The organism is Micromonospora sp. NPDC005215 (genome assembly GCF_040607915.1).
In the GTDB taxonomy this organism is placed as follows: domain Bacteria; phylum Actinomycetota; class Actinomycetes; order Mycobacteriales; family Micromonosporaceae; genus Micromonospora.
This window is the reverse complement of the sequence record NZ_JBEXHQ010000023.1, coordinates 24,162-39,538: the sequence shown is the minus strand read 5'-3', so window position 1 is coordinate 39,538 and position 15,377 is coordinate 24,162. Positions and strand designations below refer to the sequence as shown.

The 15,377-nt window shown below is 72.7% G+C and carries 14 protein-coding genes; 7 read left to right on the top strand and 7 right to left on the bottom strand.

The genetic code is table 11. The annotated features are described in order from the left end of the window. The first annotated feature begins 32 nt into the window (after nt 1–32). The 6 genes from ABZU25_RS18390 (at nt 33) to ABZU25_RS18365 (ending at nt 8,348) form a co-directional block, all read left to right on the top strand. Nucleotides 33–1,001: a DUF5715 family protein gene (locus ABZU25_RS18390; RefSeq protein ID WP_355030545.1), complete on the top strand. Its 969-nt coding sequence runs from the start codon at nt 33–35 to the stop codon at nt 999–1,001. Nucleotides 1,002–1,005: 4 nt separating this feature from the next. After that, a complete protein-coding gene (locus ABZU25_RS18385) occupies nt 1,006–2,619 on the top strand; it encodes an asparagine synthase-related protein (protein ID WP_355030544.1) in 1,614 nt (537 codons plus the stop codon). Between the two features lie 36 nt (nt 2,620–2,655). Then, on the top strand, nt 2,656–3,486 hold the full coding sequence (locus tag ABZU25_RS18380; RefSeq protein WP_355030543.1) for a MerR family transcriptional regulator: 831 nt from the start codon (nt 2,656–2,658) through the stop codon (nt 3,484–3,486). A gap of 304 nt (nt 3,487–3,790) precedes the next feature. Then, entirely contained in the window at nt 3,791–6,481 is a 2,691-nt protein-coding gene (locus ABZU25_RS18375) for a fibronectin type III domain-containing protein (protein ID WP_355030542.1), read from the top strand. 65 nt (nt 6,482–6,546) lie between these two features. After that, complete coding sequence (locus ABZU25_RS18370) at nt 6,547–7,425, top strand: hypothetical protein (protein WP_355030541.1); 879 nt, start codon at nt 6,547–6,549, stop codon at nt 7,423–7,425. Beyond that, nucleotides 7,422–8,348: a nucleotidyltransferase family protein gene (locus ABZU25_RS18365; RefSeq protein ID WP_355030540.1), complete on the top strand. Its 927-nt coding sequence runs from the start codon at nt 7,422–7,424 to the stop codon at nt 8,346–8,348. The genes ABZU25_RS18370 and ABZU25_RS18365 overlap by 4 nt, the downstream gene beginning before the upstream one ends. 104 nt (nt 8,349–8,452) lie before the next feature. On the opposite strand, the gene ABZU25_RS18360 is transcribed toward ABZU25_RS18365, so the two are convergent. The 7 genes from ABZU25_RS18360 to ABZU25_RS18330 all read right to left on the bottom strand — a co-directional run bounded on the left by ABZU25_RS18360 (nt 8,453) and on the right by ABZU25_RS18330 (nt 14,458). Continuing rightward, a complete protein-coding gene (locus ABZU25_RS18360) occupies nt 8,453–8,734 on the bottom strand; it encodes a PqqD family protein (RefSeq protein ID WP_355030539.1) in 282 nt (93 codons plus the stop codon). Continuing rightward, on the bottom strand, nt 8,731–9,876 hold the full coding sequence (locus ABZU25_RS18355) for an asparagine synthase-related protein (RefSeq protein WP_355030538.1): 1,146 nt from the start codon (nt 9,874–9,876) through the stop codon (nt 8,731–8,733). The genes ABZU25_RS18360 and ABZU25_RS18355 overlap by 4 nt, the downstream gene beginning before the upstream one ends. A gap of 8 nt (nt 9,877–9,884) precedes the next feature. After that, nucleotides 9,885–10,742: an ABC transporter permease gene (locus ABZU25_RS18350; RefSeq protein ID WP_355030537.1), complete on the bottom strand. Its 858-nt coding sequence runs from the start codon at nt 10,740–10,742 to the stop codon at nt 9,885–9,887. A 16-nt stretch (nt 10,743–10,758) separates the two neighbouring features. Beyond that, nucleotides 10,759–11,373 (bottom strand): ATP-binding cassette domain-containing protein, encoded by a 615-nt coding sequence (locus ABZU25_RS18345; RefSeq protein ID WP_355030536.1) that lies wholly within the window; start codon nt 11,371–11,373, stop codon nt 10,759–10,761. Between the two features lie 24 nt (nt 11,374–11,397). Continuing rightward, nucleotides 11,398–11,553 (bottom strand): lasso RiPP family leader peptide-containing protein, encoded by a 156-nt coding sequence (locus ABZU25_RS18340; protein WP_355030535.1) that lies wholly within the window; start codon nt 11,551–11,553, stop codon nt 11,398–11,400. 127 nt (nt 11,554–11,680) lie between these two features. Next, nucleotides 11,681–12,892, bottom strand: coding sequence for an SLC13 family permease (locus ABZU25_RS18335; RefSeq protein ID WP_355030534.1), 1,212 nt, complete (start codon nt 12,890–12,892; stop codon nt 11,681–11,683). 129 nt (nt 12,893–13,021) lie between these two features. After that, on the bottom strand, nt 13,022–14,458 hold the full coding sequence (locus ABZU25_RS18330; RefSeq protein ID WP_355030533.1) for a hypothetical protein: 1,437 nt from the start codon (nt 14,456–14,458) through the stop codon (nt 13,022–13,024). 138 nt (nt 14,459–14,596) lie between these two features. On the opposite strand from ABZU25_RS18330, the gene ABZU25_RS18325 reads away from it, so the two are divergent. Then, nucleotides 14,597–15,298 carry a DUF305 domain-containing protein gene (locus ABZU25_RS18325; protein ID WP_355030532.1) on the top strand — a complete coding sequence of 234 codons (702 nt, stop codon included), beginning with the start codon at nt 14,597–14,599 and terminating at the stop codon, nt 15,296–15,298. Nucleotides 15,299–15,377: the final 79 nt, after the last annotated feature.

Sequence of the window (15,377 nt, the reverse complement as noted above, 5' to 3'; positions counted from 1 at the left end):
CCCAGTGCCGTGAGCGGAGAAGGGACCCCGTCATGCGAGTGCCCAGCCGTAGTCCGGGACAGCAACCTGGTTCGCCCGTCTCATCCACCGCGCCGCCCCGCCGCCGGCCCTCCGGCACGACCCCGCGCCGCCGGTCCGCCGTCGAGCCCGACCTGGCCGCCTACCGGGCTGCCGTCGCCGAACTGCTTGTCGAGGTGGGCGCCCTGGCCGACGCGGCGAGCACCCGGGCCCGCCAGGTGCTCGTCGACGAGCGGTTGCGGGAGCCCGCGCTCGCCGCCGTCCTCGACGCCACCCCCCAGGGGCTGATCGGGGCCCGCGAGACGCTGCTGCTGGAGATGGCCCGCTACCAGCCCAACGAGCGCACCTCGGCGCGGGACCTCGGCGCGCTGGTGCGGATCTACCTGCTCTCCCGCATCGACGTGCTGTGGTGGCAGGACGCCCCGACGTTCGTCACCGACGACCAGGTCAACGGCAGCGCCGAGTTGGTGGACCTGGAGTGGCTGCGCCGCCGCGACCTGCTGCGTTTCCGCTACCAGGAGCAGCCCGCGACCCTGCTGGGCCGCGCCGCCCGCGGACTGCGACGTCGACTGCGCCCGGACGCCACCCCGCAGACCGCCGGGCTGCTGTTTCGCCGCGCCCGCCGGGAGGTGGTGGCGCTGCTCAACGACCTCGCGCGGGAGTTCGCCGCCGCCGCCCCGCCGAACACCCCGCCACTGTGGGTGACCAGCCTGGTCCGCAGTGCCGAACACCAGTACCGGCTGCGCCGGCTGGGCTACGCCGCGATGCTGCCCAGCGGGCACTGCCTCGGCTACTCCGTCGACGTCGAGCTGAGCTGGTTCGAACGTTTCGGTGCGCGCCAGGCGCTGGCGGAGTTGCTGCTGGCCCGTCAGGAGGCCGGCGAGATCAACGTGATCGACGAGGGGCAGGCGTGGCACCTGTGCCTGGCACCCGCCGCCCGGCGCCGCCTACGCCGCGCCTACGAAGCCGAGATGGGGGTCTGAGCCGGTGTGCGGCATCGCGCTGAGCATCGGCCCCGAGGCCGACCCGGCGACCTTCCGGCGGATGCTCGCCGTCCTGGCCCCGCGCGGCGAGGTCACCGAAACCCGGTCCGAGCGCGGGCTGCTCGCCGGCACCCGCCGCCTGCGCGTCGTCGACCGGGACCGGGCGGTGCAACCGTGGACCTCGAGCGACGAGCGCTGGCTGCTCTGCTTCAACGGCGAGATCTTCAACTACCGGGAGCTGCGCACGCAGCTGACCCGTCTCGGGCAGGCGTTCCGGACCGAGAGCGACACCGAGGTGCTGCTCGCCGCGTTCCAGCAGTGGGGTGAGGCGGCGGTGACCCGGCTGCGCGGCGAGTACGCGTTCGTGGCCGTCGAGCGGAGCACCGGCCGGGCCTACCTGGCCCGCGACCCGCTCGGGGTCAAACCGCTGTACTGGTCCCGTCGGCCCGGCTGCCTGCAGCTCGCCTCCGAGGTCAAGGCGCTCGTCGGGCACGGCGCCCCGATCGTCGAGGTGCCACCCGGGCACCACGGCTGGGCGGAGGCGGACGGGCACGTCCGACTCAACCCCTACGTCGACCTGCTCAGCATCGGCGCGGGCCTGCCGGTCATCGACGACCCGGACGAGGCCGCCCTGCTCGTTCGTGCCGCGCTGAGCGACGCCATCCGGATGCGGGTGGAGACCGACCTGACCGTCGGGGTGGTGCTCTCCGGTGGGCTGGACAGCTCGCTGATGCTGCGGCAGGTGCGGGACATCCACCGGGACTGCGTCGCGGTGACGGTCGGCGTCGCGGACAGCCCCGACGTCGCGTACGCCCGGCGGCTCGCCGCCGACCTCGACGTGCCGCACGTCGTGGTCGAGCTGCGCCCGCGCGACATCCGGCTCGCCGACGTGCGCGAGGCGATCCGGATCTCCGAGTTGACCGAGTACGGCGACATCATCAACGCGGTGGTCTCGGTGCCGATCTTCCGCCGCCTGCGTGACCTGGGCATCAAGGTGGTGCTGACCGGCGACGGCTCCGACGAGCTGTTCGGTGGATATCCGATGTACCACCAGGTCGGCCAGGCCGCGGCTCGCCGGCTGTTCCTGCACCGGATCCGCAACCTGTGCCGGACGGAGTTGCAGCGGGTCGACCGGGCGGCCATGGGACACGGGGTGGAGGCGCGGGTGCCGTTTCTCGACCTCAGCGTCGTGGAGTTGGCGATGCGGCTGCCGCTGAACCTGAAACTGCGCGACGGGCAGGAGAAGTGGATCGTCCGGCGGGCGTTCGCCGACGTGCTGCCCGACTACATCCTGCGCCGGCCGAAGAACCCGATGTCGTACTCGTCGGGGTTGCACGAGCGGGTCCGGCTCTACAAGCCGCTCTTCGCCCGGCTGCACCGCTCCTTCGGCTACGACCTGCAGGAGCCGGTGCGCCGCGACTTCGACACCGTGCTGAGCCGGTGTGGCAACGACCTCGACCGGGCCATCGCCGACGGGCTCGACCGGCCCGACTACACAGTCCTGGAGCACGCCCGCGATCTGGTCGGTGCCGCCCGGTGGAACGCCGCGCCGGTGGTCCGCCGGTTGGTCGGCCCGCGCCCGGCCCGCCGCTCGTCGGTCGGACGACCCCACGCTTGACTCTGACACCGTGTCAGGGACGAGCGTGAGGGGACCATGTTCACCATCGGAGACTTCGCCCGACTCGGCCGGGTGTCAGTGCGGATGCTGCGCCACTACGACAGCATCGGGCTGCTGCGTCCGGCCGCCGTCGACCCCCATACCGGGTACCGGTCCTACCGCGCGGACCAGCTGCGCCGGCTCAACCGGGTGATCGCCCTGAAGGAGCTGGGCCTCACTCTCGAGCAGGTGCGGGTCATCGTCGACGACGCCGTCGACGTTGTCGAGTTGCGCGGCATGCTGCGGCTGCGGCGTACCCAGTTGGAAGATCAACTGGCTGCGGACGCCGCTCGGCTGGCAGCGGTCGAGGCGAGGCTCCGGATGATCGAGTCGGAGGGCACGATGAGTACCCAGGACGTCGTCCTGAAGGAGATCGCACCGGTGCGCGTCGCGGAGCTGACCGCGCTCGCGCCGAGTTACCAGAGCCAGGACATCAGCCCGGTGATCGGGCCGCTCTACCCGGAGCTGTTCCGCCGGCTGGCCACCGCCGGGATCACCCCGGCGGGGCCGACCATCGCCTGGTACGAGCCGGCCGCGGAGGGCGACGGCGACGCGGTGCTTGTGCACGCCGGGGTGACCGTCGCGGTCGGAGCGTCGACAGTTCCCGATGTCGAGGTGCGCGACCTGCCCGCGCTGGGCGCCGCCGCGACGATCGTCCATCATGGCGCGATGGACGACGTCGAGCAGAGCATGCAGGTGCTGGCCCGATGGATCGACGACAACGGCTACCGCGCCGACGGCTTCGCCCGCGAGGTGTACCTGGACTACTGCCCGGACCAGCCGGAGAAGGGCGTCACCGAGCTTCAGCTCGCGGTGCGCCAGGACTGACGCGACAGTGCCGTCGGGCCGCCGAACCGGCGACCCGACGGCAGTCGGGTTCCGGACAGCCACCGCCCGCGCTACGACACTCCCATCGCCGAGATGTCGTCTGAGCTGGGAAAACTGGTAGAAGTAGATAGAGGCTCGTCGCTCAGCACGTGAAAGCCGTTCCGTGAGCGACAGTCGGGTTTCCGCCAGTTGCCCTGCGGCCGGGGGCATCAGACACGTGGCCGCCACAGGACTGTCAGCCGGTGGCCTGTCTCCTTCCCCCATCCGCGGTGGTCCTCATCCCCGGGAGAGGGAGAAAACATTCATGTCCCCAGTGCTCCGTGCCCGTCCACGGGCCGTCACGGCCTGCGCCGCAATTCTGGCGCTGATCGTCGCTCTGCTCGTCGCACCCACGGCGGCCGCGGCGCGCGCCCCGAGTCGTACCCCCACAGCCCTGACGGCGCCGGTCACAGCGCCGGCTGTCACCACGCAACGAGCCGCCCCGGCGCAGCCACCGGCCGCCCCGGCCCGGCCGGACGCGTTCTGGCGCGCCGGCACGGCCACTGTGACGTGGCAGGCGCCAGCCGACCACGGCTCCGCCCTCACCGGCTACGTGGTCACCGCGTACCGCAACGGTAGGAAGGTGAGGACGGTGACCTTCGACGCGTCGACGACCACCCAGAAGGTCGAGGGGCTGACCGCCAACGGCACCCACACCTTCACTGTCGCCGCACGGAACGCGGAGGGCACCGGCCCGACCAGCAAGCCCTCCGCCGCTGCCAAGATCATGGCGTTGCCGGGCGCGCCGACCATCATCGCGGTCACCGCCGACACCGCCACGGCGCTGCTGAGCTGGACACCCGGCCCGGACGGCGGGTCACCCATCACCGGTTACGAGGTCACCCCGTGGATCGCCGGGGTGCGCCAGGCCACCCAGACCTTCGGCCCGGCCAGCACGCAGACCGTCACCGGTCTGACCCCGACTGTCACCTACCGGTTCACCGTGGCTGCCCGCACCGTGGCGGGGACCGGCCCGGAATCGGCCCCGTCGCACGAGGTCACCGCCAACATCTCCCCGACGCTGCTGTTCAACGCGCCGGCCTCCGCCACCGTCGGCGTCGCCTACACCGCGACGCTGAACGTCACCCACGGCGTACCCCTGTACGTCTGGTCGCTGGCGTCCGGGACGCTGCCGCCGGGGCTGAGCCTGAACCCGGTGAGCAACGGCGTCTCCGGCGTCCCCACCGACGAGGGCGTCTACCCGATGGTGGTCCGGGTGGTCGACTCCGCCGGCAAGTCCGGCACCCGGCTGGTCGTGCTGACCGTCAACAAGGCGCCCGTGCTGAACTTCCCGCCGCCACCGCTGGGTGAGGTCGGCGCCCCGTACGCCGACCAACTCGCCGTCACCGGCGGCACCGCCTCGTTCACCTGGGGCGTCGCGGCGGGGTCGTTGCCGCCCGGTCTGAGCCTCGCTCCGGACGCCGGACTGCTCTCCGGCCGGCCCACCGTGGCCGGGGCGTACCTGTCCACCATCCAGGTGACGGACGCCAACGGGTTCGTCGCCACCAAACCGGTCCGGATCGTCATCCAGCCGGCCAGCACGGTCACGCTGACCGTGTCCACCCACGCCGCCACCTTCGGCACCCCGGTGCATTTCGAGGTCCTGGTCGGGCCCGGCGTCGCCAACGGCACAGTGTCGCTCATCGACGAGCTGCCCAACGGCGTGGAGACCCCGCTGGGCACCTTCCCGCTGGCGCTCAACGTCGCCTCGTTCGACCTGCAGATGCCCGCGTTCGGGCTCAACCGTTTCCGGGTCCAGTACGACGGCGTCAACCCGAACGCCGAGGCGGTGTCGAACACCGTCACCATCGAGGTCTCCGCCGCGTCCGGGCAGCTGCTGGTCGAGCAGTTCGCCCAGTCCGGCATCGCCGGCGTCGCCGACCAGTTCGTCTCGGTGGTCAACACCACCGCGTTGAACCTGCCGATCGCCGGCTTCAAGGTGCAGGCGCCCGGCGGGCTCTCCGTGACCATCCCCGGCACCGAGCGCCCACTGCCGCCGAACCGAGGGTGGCTGCTGGCGGCGAGCGACTACTCCCTCACCAACATCCAACCCGACCTCGTCGTGCCCAGCCTCGGTCAGGGGGGCATCCGGCTGATCGCCCCGGACACCGCGCAGACGGTCACCGACGCCGCCGGCTCGACGCCCGGCTACGTCGAGGGCAAGGCCCTGCCGCCCTTCGGGAGCCCACCGTTCGTGAACTTCGCCTGGATCCGGTTCCGAGTCGCCGCCGTGCCCCACGACACCAATGACAACGCGACCGACTTCCGGCTGGCGGCCACCGTGCACGGGCCGATCAACGGGGTACCGTCCGCCCTGGGCTCACCGTCGCCACACAACAGCCTCGGCATCTACGAGCAGAACGCTTCGATGCAGTCGACCCTGCTCGATCCGAACGTGGCCCAGTCGGCCGAACCCAACCGGGTACGCGCCCCGGGCCGGCTGGTCATCCGGCGGACCATCACCAACCGGTCGCTCTACCCGATCACCCAGGCTCGGATCCGGATCAGCAGCCTCAGCCAGGTGAACGGCGCCCCGCTGCCCGGCGGTACGACTCCGGCGGTCTACTCCCACCTGCGCCTGATCAACCCGGCCATGCCGACCAACTCGATCACCGTCAGCGACGGGCGCACGCTGGTGGTGCGCAACCTGTCGATGGACGCGCCGGCCACCAGTCCACCCGGTGGTGGTCTGTGCACGACCCTGAGCATTCCGCTTGAGCTGGGCGGTCTGGCCCCCGGCGCGTCGGTGCACATCGCGCTGACGTTCGCCGTCGACACGCTCGGGCCCTTCTGGGTCGGCTACAACATCGACGCGCTGGGCGGCACTCCGTCTCCGTCACCCGCCGTCGCGGCGTTGTCCAGGACGGACAGCGGGACGGTGGCCCGGCAGAAGGCCGAGGCCCGCAGGCTCGCCGAATCCGAGAAGCTGCGCCTGGTCAGCGGCAGCCTGCGCTGACGCTCGTCGGGCAAGCGTGCGGGTGGCGCGTCACCACGAGCGCCACCCGCACCGCGTCGCCGTCCATGATCGTTGACCAGACGATGAGCGGGGAGATCATGCCGACAGCCGGACGAGGCGTGTACGGGCTGCGGGTGCACGGGCTGGACGGGGTGACCGAGCTGCCACCGGCCGACGGCCCCGCCCTCGGGTGGCCCGCCGTACGGGTCGGGCAGCGCAACACCCCGCCACCACCGCCGGTGCCCCTCAACGACCGGCGGGGCACCCGGATCCTCGCCGACGGCCGGACCCTCTGCGTGGACCGGCTGCGGGGCACCGCCACCTTCTACGGCCCACCGCTCGCCCCGGACGTGCTGGCCCACCCGTACCTCGCGCCGGTGGCGACGACAGTCAACCGGTGGACCGGTCGGGAGACGTTCCACAGTGGCGCGTTCGTGCTCGCCGGCCGGGCCTGGGCGGTGCTCGGGCCGCGTACCGCCGGCAAGAGCAGCCTGCTCGCCGCCCTGGCCGCCCGGGGTGTGCCGATCCTGACCGACGACATCCTGGTCGTCGACCGCGCCGACGCCTTCGCCGGCCCCCGCTGCGTCGACCTGCGCCAGCCCGTGCCGGGCGCGGCCCTGCCCAGCCGGCCGGTCCGGTCCGGCGACCGGCTGCGGGTGGGCCTGCCCCCGATCGCGCCCCGCGTTCCCCTGGGCGGCTGGCTGTTCCTGCACTGGGGCGCCGCGGTAACCCTGACCCGACTGCCCGGCGCCACCCTGCTGGCTCGGCTCGCCAGCCAGCGGTCGTTCGGGCAGCTGCCCTCCGACCCGGCCGTGCTGCTGTCGCTCGCCGCCCTGCCGGCGTGGGAGCTGACCCGGCCGCGCGACTGGGCGGCCCTCGACGACACCCACCGACTGCTCGCCGACACCGTCGCCGCCACCTCGGCCGTGGGAGCGACCCGGTGAGGGCCCTACCGGAGGCGGTCCGCTGCCTGAGCCTCGACACCGCCGCGGCCCGCGTCACCGCCGCACTGGCCGAACGAGGCGTGGAAGCCGTCCTGCTCAAGGGGGCCGGGCTGGCCCGCCGGCTGGGCCAGCAGCGGCACCGGGTCTACACCGACATCGACCTGCTTGTCGCGCCCGCCTCGTTCGGCCTCGCGCAGCGCACGCTGGGCGACCTCGGCTGTCACAGCGCGCTCCCGGAGGGTCGACCCGACCACCTGTCGCACTGGTACGAGCGACCGTGGCGGCTGCCCGGCCCGCTGTCGCTCACCATCGACCTGCATCGCGGTTTTCACGGGGTGGCCGATCCGGAGGCGCTGTGGACCGGGCTGTGGCCCTCGGCGGAACGGATCAGGTTGGCCGGCGGCCTGGTCGCGGTGCCGAACGAGGCCGGCACCGCCCTGCTGGTGGCCCTGCACGCCGCCGCACCGGGCCGCTCCGACCGGCCGCGCGCCGACCTGCGGCGGGCGCTGGAGGTCTTTCCCGTCGACACCTGGCGATCGGCGGCCGACCTCGCCGCGCTGACCGGCGCCCTGCCGTCGTTCGCGCTCGGTCTGCGCCTGAACGCGGCGGGCGCGGCCCTGGCCGCCACGCTGGTCCTGCCCCGACAGGGCACGCCGGCGCTGTGGTTGCGGGCCCACCGCGCCTCGCCCGCCGCCCTGACGATCGCGCAGTTCGCCGAACTGTCCGGTGTGGCCGACCGACTGCGGCACCTCGGCCCGCGGCTGTTCCCGACACCGGCGTCGATGCGGCACGCCAGCCCGCTGGCCCGACGTGGCCCGGTCGGGTTGCTGCTGGCGCACCTGGGTCGGCTGGCCCGCAACGCCGGACGACTCCCGGCCGCGCTGAGCGAGGTGCGCGCGGCCCAGCGCAGCGATCGCGGCTGACCGCCGTCCTGCCGGGCCGGCCGGGCGGGCGGGCGGGCGGTGCGGCTGCTTCCTCGCCGACCCGCCCGGCCGCACCTGGCGTCCGTCCGGACGACGAGGATCGGTCAGGGCCGCCGCACCAGCAGCCCGTGCCCGCGGAGGTCCGCCAGGAACGCGGCCACGTCGGCTCGGGCCCGCTCCCGGTCCACCGGGGCGGTCTCCACCAGTGCCGTGACCAGCTCCGCGCTGGTGGCCCCGGTCGCCAGTCGGCGCCACAGCAGCGCCCCGGTGGCAGCCAACCCGAAGTAGACCGAGTTGCGGGTGTCCAGCACGACCACCTCGTCACCGGCGACCCGCCAGGCCACCCGGTCGGGGTCGATCCGGTGCACGATCTCCTGCTCTGTCACGACCTGACCTCCACGTCGATGTCGGCCCGCTCCGGCCGGCGGACGGAGTCGGGCGGGTTGGCGGCCAGCCAGAGCTGTTGGACCAGGCTGGCGGTGCCGCCGGGAATCGGCCACTGGGACCAGAGCCGGCGGAGAACCTCCGCGTCCACCAACTCCTCATCGGCGCCGGAGCCGTCCCAGCCGCGCACGAACTCCCGGGTCGGCGTCCGGAAGAACACCTCGAGAAAGCGGGCCTTGCGGCGCGGCGCGGTGACCTCGGTCGGGAGGGCGCCCCGGACGATCTCCGCGAGCAGCCGGTCCCGGCCGATCCCGCGGTGGTCGCCGCAGCGCAGCGCCAGCGCGGCCAGGAACGCCTCGTCGAGCAGCGGCTGAATCGCTGTCGCCCGGTGCTCGGCGGCCAACGCGGCAAGCGTCGAGCAGGTCATCAGTAGGTCCCGTCGCCGGGTGTGCCAGGCGATCCGCTGCCGCAGGCGGCGCGGTTCGGCACGCTGCTCGGCCCGTTGCGCGCGGTGCGCCTCCCGGGCGACAGTCGCGCGCAGCCACGGAAAGACCTCCGCCGGCCCCTGCCGGGTACGCGCGGTGTGCCGCAGCCACCACAGCCGGCCGCGCAGCGAGGTCGCCGGTGGGCGACGCCACCCGGCCAGGATCTGGTCGCCGCCCGCACCGGTGAGCAGCGCGCCGCCGGCTGCCAACTCGGCGATGGGCAGGTGCAGGTGCAGGTTGACCGGATGGACCACCCCGTGGCGGTGCAGCAGCCGGCGGGCGACCGGCCCGACCAGGTCCAGATCGTCGTCGGCCCGCAGGATCTGCCACGATCCGCCGATCCCCAGTGCCCTGATCACCCGTTGCTGCCAGTCCGACTCGTCGGCCCGGGGGGCCGCGGTGAACCGCCAGGTCACCGGGACCGGGTCCGGCAGCCCCTCGCGCCGGGCCGCCCGGACGGCCACCGCCAGGATCAGCGACGAGTCCAGCCCGCCCGAGAAACTGACAACGCACGGTGGGCGGGTCAGGCCGGCCAGCACGGCGGCGTCGAGCGCGTCCAACGGGTCCGGTACGCCGGCCGGCACGGGCCGACGCGGCGGTGGCGCGGCGACACCGAGCAGCGTTCCGGTGGCGAGGTCGAACGGTGTCGGACGGAGCATGTCGTACCTCAATCGCGTTTCAGGGCGCCGCGGCCGGCGGCGACCCGCAGCGCGCCCGCGAAGGCCCAGCTCGACAGCGGTAGCAGGAGCGCGGTGGCACCGAGCAGCGCGCCGGCCGACCGGGCCCAGTCGCCGCCGGCCAGCGCGGCGCGCAGGCCGTCCAGCGCGATCCGGCTGGGCAGCACCGCTGTCAGCTCCGGCAGGGGGCCGGGGAGTTCGGAGACCGGGAAGTACGTGCCGGACACGAAGGTGAGTCCGACGACGAACAGCCGGGCGGCGGCGTCGCCGTGCCCGACGGCGACGGTGAACGCCGCGAGCGCGATGCCGATGCCGAGCACCGACGCGGTGCCGGCGATCAGCAGCACCGCGACTCCCCACCAGTCGGCCCGGCCGGTACGCAGGCCGAGCACGCTCCCGAGGATGCCCAGGTAGACGCAGGAACGCAGCAGGGCGAACAGGAACGGGTAGCCGGCGGTCCCGATGGCCAGCGCGATGACCGGCACGGGTTGGGCGGCCAGCAACTCCAGTGTCCCGCTGCGTTGTTCCCGGATCACCCGGCCGGTCAGTTGCGTGGTGGCGGCCTGCAGGACGAGCAGGAAGGTGATGCCGACCGCCACGAAGTCGAAGTAGCTGTGCGAGTGGACGAGGTCGGTGCCCGGGGAGGGGGTGAGCACCCGGGAGATGAACAGGAAGACGACAAGGTTCACCACCCCGAAGGTGAGGTCCAGCAGCAGTGGCAGCCGGAACTGCCGTGGGTCGCCGAGATCACGGCGGACCAGGGCGAGGATCATCGCGCTCGGACTGGCCCCGGCGGCCCGGCGACCGACCGGTCGGCTGGTGGTCGTGGCCGAGGTGGTCGGTGTCACGACACGACCGGCGTCGTCATCGGGGCGCCGTGAGGGTCAGGGCGGACTGGCACCGGTCGCGGTCGTCCGCGAGGTGCGACGCGATCACGCAGCTCAGCTCGGGCCGCCGGTCGAGCGCCTGCCACAACAGCAGCCTCGACGTCTCGTCGAGAGAGCGGCCCGGCTCGTCGAGCAGCAGCAGCGTGGGCTCGGCGACGAGAGCCCGCGCGATGCTGACCCGGGCCCGCATCCCCGCCGAGCACCGTTGCACCGGGACGGTGGCGTAGCCGGCCAGGTCCAGTTCGGCTTCGACCCGGGCGACGGCGGCGCGGACGGCTCGCCGGGGCAGCCGGAGTCGGGCGACGAGGGCCACGTTCTCCCGCGCCGACAGCTGCTCGTAGAGGCCCTGTTCCGGGGCGAGGCAGACACCGGTCAAACGCCGGGCGGGCAGTGAGCCGACCGGGTGGCCGCCGACGGTGGCCTGTCCGGCGCTGAGGGTCAGCGTGCCGGACAGGCACCGCAGGAGCGTGGTCTTACCGGATCCGTTGCTGCCGCCCAGGAACACTCGGGCACCGACCGGGACGTCGAGGTCCAGGTCGGTGAAGATCACCCGACGACCGAACCGACGCTGTGCCCGGCGGATCGTGAGCAACGGCGGTCCTCCCACGGTGGCGGGTCAGAGCGAACCGTCGCCGCCGCCACCCAGGCCGTCGTCCGGACCGACGGTGCCACCCTTGGTCAGCTCGGCGAGGGTGCCCAGGCGCTGGATCGTCGGCGGCCGGTAGTCCGAAGGGGCCGTCTGGGCGGTGTCCAGCTCGCGGTGCGATGTCATCGGTTCTCCACTCGTGTCGATGTCGGGCCAGCATAACGGTCAACTCGCCCGAGAGGTCGCTAACACGCCTCCGGTGGGCATACACCGCAACAGGCCGAGAATCCCTCGATAGTGGTGGAGACCGGGCTCAGCTCACCAGCAGCAACGCGCCGACCGCGGCGAGCGTGCCGGTCACCGCGAGCAGGGTGCTGGTCAGCACGAACCGGGTCAACGGCACCGCCACCCCGGCCGCCCGGCACCGCTCGAACCACAGCAGGGTGGCCAGCGACGCCCAGGGAGCGGCCAGCGGGCCGACGTTCGTGCCGATCAGCAGGGCCAGCAGGCGGGTGTGGTCGGTGGTCGGCAGCACCGCCTCACCGGCCAGGTAGGCCGGCAGATTGTTCACGCCGTTGGCCAGCAGCGCCCCGGTGCTGCCGGCCCGCAGCGCGCCGAGCGCCCCGTCGTCGGCGCCGAGCAGACCCGCGACCAGGTCGTCCAGCCCGTGCTGACCGAGGGTCTGCACCACCAGGAACAGGCCGATGACGAAGAGCAGCAGCCGCACCGGCACCAACCGGAGGCGCAGTGTGGCGGGGGAGCGGACGATGAACCCGACAAGCACCAGCGCGAGCGCGACGGCGGAGGCGAGACCGATCTCCACACCGGCGAGGATGCCGGCGACGAAGAGCAGGCAGCCGGCGAGCGCGACGCGGTGCAGCACCGGGTCCGCCGGCACGTGCGGGGCCGGCGGTACGAAACGCCCGCCGGCCGGCTGATCCCGCCGCCACCACGCGTACCACAGCAGCGCCATGGTGACCGCCACCGCGGCGAGCTGCGGCAGCGCCATCCGCTCGGCGTAGGCCAACGGGGTCAACCCGACCCGGTCGGCCGCCAGCAGGTTGGTCAGGTTCGACACCGGCAGCAGCAGGCTGGCGGTGTTCGCCAGCCAGACCGTGGTGACCGCGAGCGGGCCAGCCGGGACGCGCAGGTTGCGGGCCAACGCGAGCAGCACCGGGGTGAGCAGCACGGCGGTGGTGTCGAGGTTGAGCGCGAGGGTGGTCAGCGTGGCGAGGCCGCCACAGAGCAGGAACAGCGCCGCCCACCTGCCCCGGGAGGCGATGGCCAGTCGGCTGGCCAGCACGTCGAAGACGCCGGCCACGGCGGTCAGCTCGGCGAGCACGATCACGGTGCCGAGGAAGAGCAGCAGCGGCAGGATCCGGTGCAGGGTGGCGGTGGTCTCCGCCCGTGGCAACAGCCCGCTCAGCGCGCAGCCCGCGCCGGCCACCGCCAGGACGACAGCCACGAGGTCCAGCGGATGGGGCTGCCAGCGCACGGACTGCTCGGGCGGGGCTGCGGGTTTCACGTCTGCCCACGTTGGCACAGCTGGCGGCCGGCTGGCCGGCAGCCCCCGCCCGGGTGACGGGCCACACCCGCGTGGCCGGGCCCGGCCCCCCGCAGGTCGGGGGACCGGGCCCGGTGTGGTGCGAGGTGCCTACCAGCCCAGGTAACTGGGCTGGGTCTGCACGTTGAGCTCGTTGTAGCGGGTCAGCTTGGCCGTCCAGGTCCGCCAGTCGTTCAGCTCCAGGACGTCCAGGCCCTTCACCATGTCGTTGGAGTAGATGTGGCCGTTGTAGTAATACGCGGACCAGGTGCCACCGCCGACGAACGTGTCGGCCGAGAGCGGGCCGCGCTCCCAGAAGGCGATCTCCTTCGGGTTGGCCGAGTCGGTGAAGTCCCAGACCGAGATGCCGCCCTGGTACCACGCCTGCACCATGATGTCCCGACCGAGCACCGGGACCAGCGAGCCGTTGTGCGCCACGCAGTTCTCGGTGTCCGCGTTGACCCGGGGGATCTTGTAGTAGCTGCGGAAGGTCATCGTCCGGGCGGTACCGCGGCCGGCGATGTCGTAGATGGCGTCCGCGCCCCGGTTCGGTCCGATGGCCTCGTTGCAGGTCGCCGCCCCGCCACCACCCAGCTCGTCGGTGAAGACCACCTTGGTGCCGGAGTTGTTGAAGGTGGCCGAGTGCCAGAACGCGAAGTTGACGGTGTCCCGGACCCGGTTGATGACCCGGGGCGCCTCCCGGTTCTTGATGTCGAGCAGGATGCCGTCACCCATGCAGGCGCCGGCGGCCAGGTCCTTCGACGGGTAGGCGGTGATGTCGTGGCAACCGGTCGTCGCCGAGCCGGTCCCGCTGCCGGGGAAGCCGCCGTCCGGGAAGAGGTTCGGCGTCGCGACCACTGCCGCGTCGGTGGGCTTCTTCAGCGGCACCTTGATGATCGAGATGGAGTCGTGCGGCGGCTGGCAGTCCGGGAATTCGGCCCGCGGGCTGTACGACGAGACGTACAGGTAGATGGCCTTGCGGTCCTTGCCCGGCACCAGGGTGTGGGTGTGCGAGCCGCAGGCCGTCTCGACGGACTTGATGTACCGCGGGTTGGCCTTGTCCTTGATGTCGAAGACCTTGATGCCCTCCCAGGACCCCTTCACGTCCGCCCCCTGCGTGGTGCTGTTGCAGGAGTCGTCGCTGCGCGACGAGTCGGTGGAGAGGAAGAGCAGGTCGCCGTGGACGGAGATGTCGTTCTGCGACCCCGGGCAGAGCACCCGGGCCTTGACCGTCGGGGCGCTGGGCCGCGAGATGTCGTAGATGACGAAGCCGTTGTAGTTGCCGGCGAACGCGTACCTGCCCTGGAAGGCGATGTCGCTGTTTGTCGCGTCCAGTGGGGCGACCTTGGGCACGTTGGCGATCTGACGCAGGTTGGGGCTGCTGACGATCTCGTCGACGCCGGGGATCGTGTTGGTGGTGGGGGCCGAGCGTGGCGCCACCTGGGCGTTGCTGGCCGGGGCGACGAGCGCGCTGGCGACGAGGAGCCCGGTCGTGGCGAGCGCCACGATGCGCAGGTGTCGTAGCCGTGGCATGTGGAGTTTGATCATCGGCGAGGCCCTTCGCAAGGGGAAGATGATTGTCGACACCTTACCGTCCGGCGATGATCGTCGATGTGATGCGGGTCACATCGAAGTGCCTGCGTCAATGGATAGCATCGCGATGACCTCGACTCCAGGGAGTGGCCCATGACTGATCGGCGCGCACGAACCCTGGCGATCGTCACACTGGCGGTCGTGCTCGCGCTTGTGGCTTTCGTCGTGAGCCGTCCCGAGGACGACGTCGCGACGGACGCCGCCCAGTCGGCCTCCGCGCCCGCGTCCGCCTCGCCGACGGTCAGCCCGGTTCCCACCGACCTGACCGTCATCGCACCCGGGCGCCCGGGTGAGGCCGCGGCCACCCGCGCGGCCCACGAGGTCCGCGACGCTGGCCCCGCGCCGCACAACTCGTTGGACGTCCTGTTCGTCCGGATGATGATCCCGCACCACGCGCAGGCCCTCGCGATGGCGGAACTCGCCGGAGACCGTGCGGCCGACCCCGACATCCGCGCCCTGGCCGAGCGCATCCGGGCCAGCCAGGGACCGGAGATGGGCATGATGCGGGGCTGGTTGCAGACCCGCGGCCTTCCGGCGGAGGCCGAGGGGCACGACCACGGCACCATGCGCGGCATGCAGTCACCCGAGGCGATGCGGCAGCTCGCCGCCAGCCGTGGCACCGACTTCGACCGGCTCTTCGTCCGGATGATGACCGAGCATCACGAGGGTGCCATCGAGATGGCCACCAACCTGCTCACTGTCGGTTCCGACCTCACGCTCAACGAGTTCGCCACCTCGGTCGCCACCGAGCAGACCGTCGAGATCGACCGGATGCGCGAGGTCCTCGGCCGCTGAGAGCCGGGCCGGCCGCCCGGATCGCGCACGGCCCGACCCGGCCGAGGCGCGCGGGCGGCGAGTCCCGGCACGTACGCTG